The 9,061-nt window shown below is 49.8% G+C and carries 7 protein-coding genes; 1 reads left to right on the top strand and 6 read right to left on the bottom strand.

Features of this window, described 5'->3' with window-relative positions:
- Positions 1-130: 130 nt before the first annotated feature.
- Together secA and AC2UZI_RS11415 are read right to left on the bottom strand one after the other, a co-directional pair.
- Positions 131-2,869 carry a preprotein translocase subunit SecA gene (gene secA / locus AC2UZI_RS11410; protein ID WP_486943984.1) on the bottom strand — a complete coding sequence of 913 codons (2,739 nt, stop codon included), beginning with the start codon at positions 2,867-2,869 and terminating at the stop codon, positions 131-133.
- A gap of 116 nt (positions 2,870-2,985) precedes the next feature.
- Complete coding sequence (locus AC2UZI_RS11415; RefSeq protein ID WP_486943985.1) at positions 2,986-3,942, bottom strand: M23 family metallopeptidase; 957 nt, start codon at positions 3,940-3,942, stop codon at positions 2,986-2,988.
- Between the two features lie 18 nt (positions 3,943-3,960).
- Between AC2UZI_RS11415 and AC2UZI_RS11420 the strand changes: the two genes are divergently transcribed.
- Positions 3,961-4,437, top strand: a complete 477-nt coding sequence (locus AC2UZI_RS11420; RefSeq protein WP_486943986.1) for a DciA family protein — start codon at positions 3,961-3,963, stop codon at positions 4,435-4,437.
- A gap of 61 nt (positions 4,438-4,498) precedes the next feature.
- Here the strand turns inward: AC2UZI_RS11420 and lpxC are convergent, their stop codons facing one another.
- The 4 genes from lpxC to AC2UZI_RS11440 form a co-directional block, all read right to left on the bottom strand.
- Positions 4,499-5,422 carry a UDP-3-O-acyl-N-acetylglucosamine deacetylase gene (gene lpxC, locus AC2UZI_RS11425; RefSeq protein ID WP_486943987.1) on the bottom strand — a complete coding sequence of 308 codons (924 nt, stop codon included), beginning with the start codon at positions 5,420-5,422 and terminating at the stop codon, positions 4,499-4,501.
- 253 nt (positions 5,423-5,675) lie between these two features.
- Positions 5,676-6,842 (bottom strand): cell division protein FtsZ, encoded by a 1,167-nt coding sequence (gene ftsZ / locus AC2UZI_RS11430; RefSeq protein ID WP_486943988.1) that lies wholly within the window; start codon positions 6,840-6,842, stop codon positions 5,676-5,678.
- Positions 6,843-7,030: 188 nt separating this feature from the next.
- The gene (ftsA, locus tag AC2UZI_RS11435) at positions 7,031-8,257 is read right to left on the bottom strand and encodes a cell division protein FtsA (RefSeq protein WP_486943989.1); all 1,227 of its coding nucleotides are present in this window, start codon (positions 8,255-8,257) and stop codon (positions 7,031-7,033) included.
- Positions 8,258-8,267: 10 nt separating this feature from the next.
- A complete protein-coding gene (locus tag AC2UZI_RS11440; RefSeq protein ID WP_486943990.1) occupies positions 8,268-9,056 on the bottom strand; it encodes a cell division protein FtsQ/DivIB in 789 nt (262 codons plus the stop codon).
- Positions 9,057-9,061: the final 5 nt, after the last annotated feature.

Raw genomic sequence — 9,061 nt, forward strand, 5'->3', positions numbered from 1 at the left:
TCACTCTCACGGCTGACACCACTGAAGCGCAGCACAACAAAAAACCCCTAATGGCATGAAGTTCGCCATTAGGGGTTTTTGTTTGGCTTTTCAAGGCCGTGCCCCCGTTTAAGAGGGGCCGAGCTACGTTCTACGCCAGTTTACCGTGGCATTGCTTGTACTTCTTACCACTACCGCATGGGCATGGATCATTGCGCCCCACACGCGGCACATCACCCGCTGTATCGCCCGACTCGGGAGCAATACCAGGATCTTCGCCACTTAACGCAGCATCGTAATCGGAATGATGGTAGCGCACGTTTTCTAAAGACGGCTCTTCAGCCGCTTGCACGGCTTGTTGCTGCTCAGCCGGCTGAATACGCACAGTCAACAATACTTTAATTACCTCATCACGGATGCGATCCAACATTGAGGAGAAAAGTTCAAATGCCTCGCGCTTGTATTCTTGCTTAGGATCTTTCTGGGCATAACCGCGCAAATGGATTCCTTGGCGTAGGTGATCAAGCGCCTGCAAGTGGTTACGCCATTGCCCATCGATGGACTGCAGCACCACGGCACGCTCAAAGGAGCCCCAGTTCTCGGCACCGACCTGCTCAATCTTGGCTTGTAAGTGGTTTTTAGAAGCTTCTAAAACCGTATCCAACACGTCTTCTTCTGATAGCGACGTGTCTGTCTCTACTAAGGTCGTTAAATCGATGGAAAGCTGTAGATCAGCCTCTAAGGCTTTCTGTAGGCCAGGAATATCCCACTGTTCTTCCATCGACTCTTCCGGTACGTACTGATGGAATAAGTCGGTGACCGCGCTTTCACGTAAACTAGAAACAATGTCACTAATATCCGTTGACTCAAGTACATCGTTACGCTGCGTGTAAATCACTTTACGCTGATCATTTGATACGTCGTCGTACTGAAGTAACTGTTTTCGGGTGTCAAAGTTACGTGCTTCGACTTTACGTTGCGCCGACTCGATAGAACGAGACACCATTCGCGCCTCAATGGGCTCACCCTCGGGAAGACGTAGGCGGTCCATAATGGCTCGCACACGGTCACCAGCGAAAATCCGCATTAGCGGGTCTTCAAGGGATAAATAAAAGCGCGATGAGCCCGGGTCACCTTGTCGGCCTGCTCGTCCGCGAAGCTGGTTATCAATACGACGAGACTCATGGCGCTCGGTACCGATAATACGCAGCCCACCTGCCGCCTTCACTTGTTCATTTAACGGTTGCCACTCAGTTCTAATGGTCTCGGTGCGCTTGGTTTTTTCAGCCTCGTCTAACTCATCATTTGCATAGACAAGTGCAATCTGCCGCTCTGCGCTGCCGCCCAACACAATATCCGTACCACGACCCGCCATGTTCGTAGCAATCGTGATATGGCCCGGTTTACCGGCTTCAGCCACAATTTCAGCTTCGCGTGCGTGCTGCTTCGCATTCAATACTTCATGCTTAAGCCCCGCTTTATTTAAGCGCTCGGAAATCAGCTCTGAGTTTTCAATACTGGTCGTTCCCACCAAAACGGGCTGGCCGCGTTGGTAGCAATCTTTAATGTCTTCAATAATAGCGTCGAATTTTTCGTTGTCTGTCTTAAAGACTTGATCGTTTTGATCGACACGAACCATGGGACGATTCGTTGGAATAATAACGGTTTCAAGACCGTAAATTTCTTGAAACTCAAAGGCCTCAGTATCCGCAGTACCCGTCATACCACCCAGCTTCTCGTACATACGGAAGTAGTTCTGGAAGGTAATCGACGCGAGGGTTTGGTTCTCGTGTTGAATCTGCACCCCTTCTTTAGCTTCCACGGCCTGATGCAAGCCATCAGACCAGCGGCGTCCTGCCATTAAGCGGCCGGTGAATTCATCAACAATTACAATTTCACCATCTTGCACCACATACTGTTGATCGCGGAAAAACAAGTTATGCGCCCGCAACGATACGGTCAGATGGTGCATTAGTGAGATATAACGAGGGTCGTACAGTGAAGCCCCGTCGGGAAGCAACCCGATCTCTGCCAAGACCTGCTCAGCACGTTCGTGGCCTGCTTCGGAAATATGAACTTGCTGCGCTTTTTCGTCTACCCAAAAATGCCCTTCAGGCTCGGGCTCATTCGGCTTGGGTTCTTCGGTCATGCGGGTCAGCATGGCTGGCACCACATTCATCGCGCGATATAACTCGGTGTTATCGTCAGCCTGACCTGAAATGATAAGCGGCGTGCGTGCTTCATCAATAAGAATGGAGTCGACCTCGTCCACAATAGCGAAAAACAAGCTACGTTGACGGCGATCTTCTGCGCGGTACTCCATGTTATCGCGCAGGTAATCAAAGCCAAACTCGTTATTGGTGCCATACGTTACGTCAGACTGGTAGGCTGCCTTCTTCTCTTCATTATCTTGTTGAGGCACAACCACCCCTACCGATAAACCCAAGAAGTTATACAAGCGCCCCATTTGCTCAGCATCGCGACGGGCCAAGTAGTCGTTTACCGTAACAACGTGCACGCCTTTTGACGCTAGCGCATTAAGGTAAACCGCTAATGTGGCCATCAGGGTTTTACCCTCACCCGTGCGCATCTCAGCAATTTTGCCGTGATGCAACGCGATGGCGCCAAGCATCTGCACGTCAAAATGACGCATGTTAAATACGCGCTTACTGGCTTCACGCACCACAGCAAACGCTTCGGGCAGAAGTGAGTTCAATGACTTACCGTCGCTGATACGCTGACGAAACTCGTCTGTTTTGGCGCGCAAACCATCGTCGCTAAGGGCTTCGTATTCGGACTCGAGTGCATTAATTTGCACGACCTGCTTACGATACTGTTTAAGCAACCTGTCGTTGCGGCTACCAATGAGCTTTTTAAGCAATGAAACCATTCTAGTGTCGTTGATGTGAGTGTTTAAGCACGCCTTGCAACGCGCTGACTCCCATTCCTATCTGAGCGTTAAAGGGAAAGCAGCAAGAAAACAATAGAGTTTAACGCACCTGTGCGCTACTCGCTTGATTCTGCAGCATCGCTGTATGCCAACAGAGAATCCGAGCTGGGGATACGTGGTAAAAACAGAGCAGGATCTACAGGTTGCCCTGCCATATGTACTTCAAAATGCAGGTGCGCCCCCGTGGTACGGCCAGTATTACCCACCCGTGCAACCAATTCACCTTTTTCCACCACATCACCCAGTCGTACCGTAATGGACGAAGCATGAGCATAACGCGTTACGAGGCCGCCGCCATGATTAATTTCAACTAATTTTCCGTATCCCGGCACATAACGAGCCTCGGTAACAATGCCACCTGAAGCCGCTACAATCGGCGTGCCAATCGGTGCAGCAAAGTCCATCCCCTCGTGTAGGGCATGTCTACCGGTTACGGGGTGACGACGCCAACCAAATGCAGAGCTGCTGTAGCCTGCATCCACGGGATGGATGGTCGGCACGACAGATTCATTGCCCGCGCGCTTAACCATCACCATATCCAACATGGTTAACCAATCTTGCTGATCAGAGAGCTGCGAGGCTAATGAGTCAAGCTTACGACCCAAACCTTCGGCATTCCAATCGATAGGTGCATTATCAAACACTTCGGGACTGCTCTGCGCTTCCGTATTCATGGCCGCAACCACCTCGGGGTCGGTATACGACACACCTGCGGTTTCTGCTACATGTTTACTTAAGTTGTCCATCTGAATAAGTTTGGCTTGCAGATCACCCACACGAGCCGCCAACTGATTCATGGTCTCGCGAACATAGGCCGAGTCACGAGACACTTGCTCGGACAGTATTTTTTCTTGCTCTACACTTAAGGTAGGACGGCTAGTAAACTGAGACTGAACCAAAGCGCCAGCTACCGCTGAAGCACCTAAACCGATCATTGCCGCTACAGTAATAAATAGGGTACGCACCCCCTTAGCGCTAAAATCAGTTAAGCGCCTTTGCTTAATTCGCTTCACACTCAAAACCTTTAATAAATGTCACGACATTACTTTAAAAAAAACCCCATCCGCAGCAAGAAACCTGCAGAGCTTGCAATACGTTGGCTAGGTAACGACAGGTACGGCTCGGACGTGCTCGATACCGCACGACAGTTCTTAGCAATTGAAACCACCATTGCTAATACACTAACTGGGGCGCTGGGCCGTGAATGTAAAGTGGCCCATATTGACAGACAACATTTAACGCTCGCAGTTCCATCGCCCGCACACGCTGCGAAATTACGACAGCTTGCGCCCACGCTACTACGGGCTTTAAATCAGGATGGTTGGAACCTTAACGGCATTGGAGTACAGGTGCAAGCCGCTTTATATAAAAGGGTGATAGAACAATCACCTAGAGAGATAAAGCCGATTGACGCTAACGCTATCGAAGCGTTTAAAACGTTACAAGATAATCTGGCACCCGGAGCGCTAGCCGATGCGGTCGCTAAGCTTATTAAAAACCACAGCTAAACCAGCCGCTACCCGACAATATAGAAGAATAACGCAGAAAACCGTACGATGTGAAGCCTAATTAGGCAAATTTCCACTCTTGGGTATACGCGGCTGCCGCGGGCTCAGCGACATCGTAGGTGACAAGTTCCCAGCTATCCTGCGCTTCGAGCAGGGCTCGTGCAAGCTGGTTATTTAACCCGTGGCCCGATTTACACGCCACATAACGGGCGATTAATGGATGACCAATTAAATACAAGTCACCAATCGCATCAAGAATTTTATGCTTAACGAACTCGTCTTCGTAGCGTAAGCCGTCGGCGTTTAAGACTCGGTACTCGTCCATGACGATGGCGTTGTCTAAACTACCACCGCGTGCCAGACCCACTGCCCGCAAGGCTTCGACTTCACTTGCAAAACCAAATGTACGTGCACGAGCAATCGTTTTAATGTAGGAGTCTTTAGCGAAATCAACCTCAGCAAAATTGGCTGTGGCATTAATCGCGGGATGATGGAAATCGATAGAAAACTGCAGCGCAAAACCCTCGTAAGGTTCAAGGCGAGCCCACTTCAAGTCATCGCCTTCACCTTCAGACACTTCTATCGGTTTCAACACGCGTAAAAACTGTTTAGGCGCATTTTGCTCTTGCAAACCAGCAGAACGTAGCAAGTACACAAAAGTACCTGCGCTACCATCCATGATGGGAACTTCTTCAGCGGTTAAATCAATGTGAATATTATCAATGCCTAAACCCGCAAGCGCTGACATCAAGTGCTCTACCGTCGAAACGCGCACCTTATCTTTTTGCAATACCGAAGCCATACGAGTTCCACCGACCAGACTGGCTTGGGCCGGTAGTTCGACCACTTCAGGTAAATCAACGCGATGAAACACAACACCAGTATTGGGGGCTGCAGGACGTAGCGTAATTTCTACGCGGCGCCCTGAGTGCAGGCCCACCCCTTTAGTGCTGATTGCTTTAGCGATTGTGCGTTGACGTAACATTGTTATTTATTCACTATTGACAGTATTCAATGTCGATTGTAACCGTTATTTGAAAGCACTTGCGCTTTTAGTGTAAGGAATCGAAAAGTTCTACTAGCAAAAACACCTCGGATTCGATACGACCAAACACGATCACTTCCTTTACCTACGCCCCCTATTTCTCGTTCGCGTCCAGCGTACCCATAACCACATGGGTACGCTGAAGTGCGAGAGTCGACGCGCAAATCGGGGAATGCGCGATTAACCGTCTAGCTTAATCAGCTTGTTTGCGCAAGAAAGCAGGGATATCGAAATGATCCATACCCGCTGTTTCTAATGCACGCACTTGGGCTGACGCTTGACTACGAGGATTGCGAATTACGGCTGGCACATCGGCGTTCGCGTAATCAAACTCAGAAACGGGCTGATTGTCTGTACCCGTACGCAGAACTTGCTCATTGTTTTGAACCAGTTGTGGACGCGCTTGTGCACGACCCAATCCGGTCGCTACAACGGTGACACGCAACTCATCACCCATGTTGTCGTCGTAGGCGGTACCGAAAATCACGGTAGCATCTTCGGCAGCATAGCCACGAATCGTATCCATAATTTCACGTGTTTCACGCAACTTCAAATTACGGCCCGATGTGATGTTAACCAGCATGCCACGAGCACCATGCAAATCCACGCCTTCTAGCAATGGGCAGGCAATAGCACGCTCTGCCGCTTCACGAGCACGCCCTTCACCCGACGCTACCGCTGTACCCATCATGGCTTGACCCTGCTCGCCCATAATGGTTTTAACGTCTTCAAAGTCGACGTTAACGTTACCCTCTACATTAATGATCTCGGCAATACCCGCGCAAGCATTATGCAAGACATCATCGGCCGCTTTAAAGCAATCTTCTTGCGTTGCTTCGTCGTCCATTAAGTCGTAAAGGTTTTCATTCAACACGACAATTAAGGAGTGCACGTGTTTGGACAGCTCGTCAATACCTTCTTCTGCCATTTTTAAACGGCGAGCCCCTTCGAAATCAAAAGGCTTAGTGACCACACCCACGGTCAAAATACCGAGCTCTTTAGCAACCTCAGCAACCACTGGACCCGCACCGGTTCCAGTACCGCCACCCATACCAGCAGTGATAAACACCATGTGGGCGCCGTTCAATGCTGCACGAATTTCTTCGCGAGCGGTTTCAGCCGCTGCACGGCCTTGATCAGGCTTGGCGCCCGCACCCAGACCTGAACGACCTAAACGAATTTGCACAGGTGCTTCGCTACTGGCTAACGCCTGTGAATCTGTGTTTGCGCAGACGAAATCAACGCCTTGCACACCCGAACGAATCATGTGGGTTACCGCATTACCACCGGCGCCACCCACGCCTATTACCTTGATAACAGTCGAATTGCTGTTTGTGTCTAGCATTTCAAAGTTCATCATTATTGACTCCCTCACAAGTACATAATGGCAAGAAACGTCTTGCCGCCCCGATACTGCAAAAATTTAGAATCACTTCACTAACAGTGCCAACTTGAAATTCGCAATATTATTGAAGTGCCTCTTGGAAAACCTTGCTCTGTACCTCAACCACTAAACTCAGACCTTAGCTTTCCACCCACAAACTACCTTTAATTCATAAACCACTCTTTCATGCGCGCTAACAAGCTTTTCACGCTACCCTTTTGCTGCGCCACTTTACGACCACGTGCATGTTGCATACGTGCTTCTGTCAACAAACCCATTACCGTAGAAAAACGTGGGTTACGCATGACGTCCGCTAAGCTACCGTTATAGGCAGGTACTGCTACGCGAACGGGCTTAAGAAACACATCCTCTGCGACCTCGACAATACCGGGTAGTAACGCGGTTCCTCCGGTTAACACCACGCCAGAAGACAGCAGATCTTCATAACCCGACTCACGTAGGCTTTGCTGCACAAAGGTGAAAAGCTCTTCAACACGAGGTTCGATTACCGCCCCCAGCGACTGGCGCTTCACCTGACGATTCGGCCGATCACCCAACCCAGGCACCTCGATTAACTCGTCACTATTCGCCAAACCTTGTCTGGCCACACCAAAACGTAATTTAATTTCTTCAGCATCCGGCGTGGGAGTGCGCAACATCGCTGCGATATCGCTGGTAATTTGATCACCCGCAATCGGAATGACATCGGTGTGCCGTATCGCTCCACCGGTGTAGATCGCGATGTCAGTCGTTCCCCCGCCAATATCGATCAACACCACACCCAATTCTTTCTCATCGGACGTCAAACACGACAGGCTGGATGCCAACGGTTGCAAAATCAAATCGTGCACTTCGAGTCCGCACCGGCGAACGCACTTAACAATATTCTGAGCTGCACTTACTGCGCCCGTCACGATGTGTACACGTACTTCCAGACGTAAGCCACTCATCCCTATGGGTTCACGTATGTCTTCTTGTGAGTCGACAATAAACTCTTGAGTTAATACGTGCAGTACTTGCTGATCCGTCGGAATATTGACGGCTTTAGCGGTCTCAATCACTCGGGCAACATCGGTTGCTGTTACCTCTTTATCTTTCACTGCCACCATGCCGCTAGAGTTAAAGCTGGTGATATGGCTTCCCGCAATACCGGTATAAACCTCGCGGATTTTGCAGTCTGCCATTAGCTCTGCTTCTTCAAGCGCACGCTGTATCGAGTTAACGGTTGTTTCAATATTGACCACCACCCCTTTACGCATACCCTGCGACTCGTGCTGACCAAGGCCCAGCACCTCAAAGCGCCCTTCAGGCAAAATCTCAGCCACCACCGCCACGACTTTGCTGGTGCCGATATCAAGTGCAACGATTAAATCTTTAATGTCACGGGTCATAACTATTATTTCACTGTGGAATAGGGGTAAGCGGGGCCAACGTTATGGCAAACCCGTTGGTATATCGTAAATCTGCACTAGCTACCGCTCGGTCTCCCAAGCGTTGTAATAATGCGGGCCAAGCTTGTACAAAACGTTCGATCCGCGCTGCGAACGGCAACGCTCCTGATCGCCCATGTGGATCAGCAATGTCAGCGGCGGGATCGCGCCCCAAGTTCAAATGCATGCCATCAGACAACACAACTTCCCATGCATAACGTGGACTTAGCGTCACTTCTCGTACGCTTAAACCCATTGGAGCAATCCATCGGGCGACTTCTGCGTATCGCTGCACCACCAACCGTTCAGAGAAGTTAGGACCATTTAACTGGGGCAACACCACGTCATCACTAATGACGGCTTCATTTGCCGCAAAAGCTTCGCCCCATGTATTGATCATTTCATTCTCATTCCAATACGCTAAGGGCTGCTGCTCTTCAATTTTCACTAATAACGTGTTGGGCCAAACCCGTTTAACTTGTGCTCGACGTACCCAAGGGGCCGTTTCAATCAACGCTCTGGACTCGTTTAAATCAATGGTAAAAAAATTTCCTTGTAATCGTCCTGCTACCGTCGCGTTAACCGTAGCAGGCGTAACGTAGCTTAAATGTTCGCTATGCAACGCTTCGATGTGGACACGCTGTACTGCAAAATAAGGGCGTCTAATTGACCACACGATGACACTTACTAATATTGCAGAAACAGCTAGCACAGCTAGCACATTCGCAATAAAGTTAGTAAGACGTGCATCCGCGAACATAGCTG

This window comes from Paenalcaligenes sp. DL 463, assembly GCF_057475185.1.

Excerpts from the sequence above, each read along its gene's own strand:
- secA (WP_486943984.1), bottom strand. The coding sequence starts at position 2,869 with ATGGTTTCATTGCTTAAAAAGCTCATTGGTAGCCGCAACGACAGGTTG.
- AC2UZI_RS11420 (WP_486943986.1), top strand. The coding sequence starts at position 3,961 with ATGTCACGACATTACTTTAAAAAAAACCCCATCCGCAGCAAGAAACCT.
- lpxC (WP_486943987.1), bottom strand. The coding sequence starts at position 5,422 with ATGTTACGTCAACGCACAATCGCTAAAGCAATCAGCACTAAAGGGGTG.
- ftsZ (WP_486943988.1), bottom strand. The coding sequence starts at position 6,842 with ATGATGAACTTTGAAATGCTAGACACAAACAGCAATTCGACTGTTATC.
- ftsA (WP_486943989.1), bottom strand. The coding sequence starts at position 8,257 with ATGACCCGTGACATTAAAGATTTAATCGTTGCACTTGATATCGGCACC.
- AC2UZI_RS11440 (WP_486943990.1), bottom strand. The coding sequence starts at position 9,056 with ATGTTCGCGGATGCACGTCTTACTAACTTTATTGCGAATGTGCTAGCT.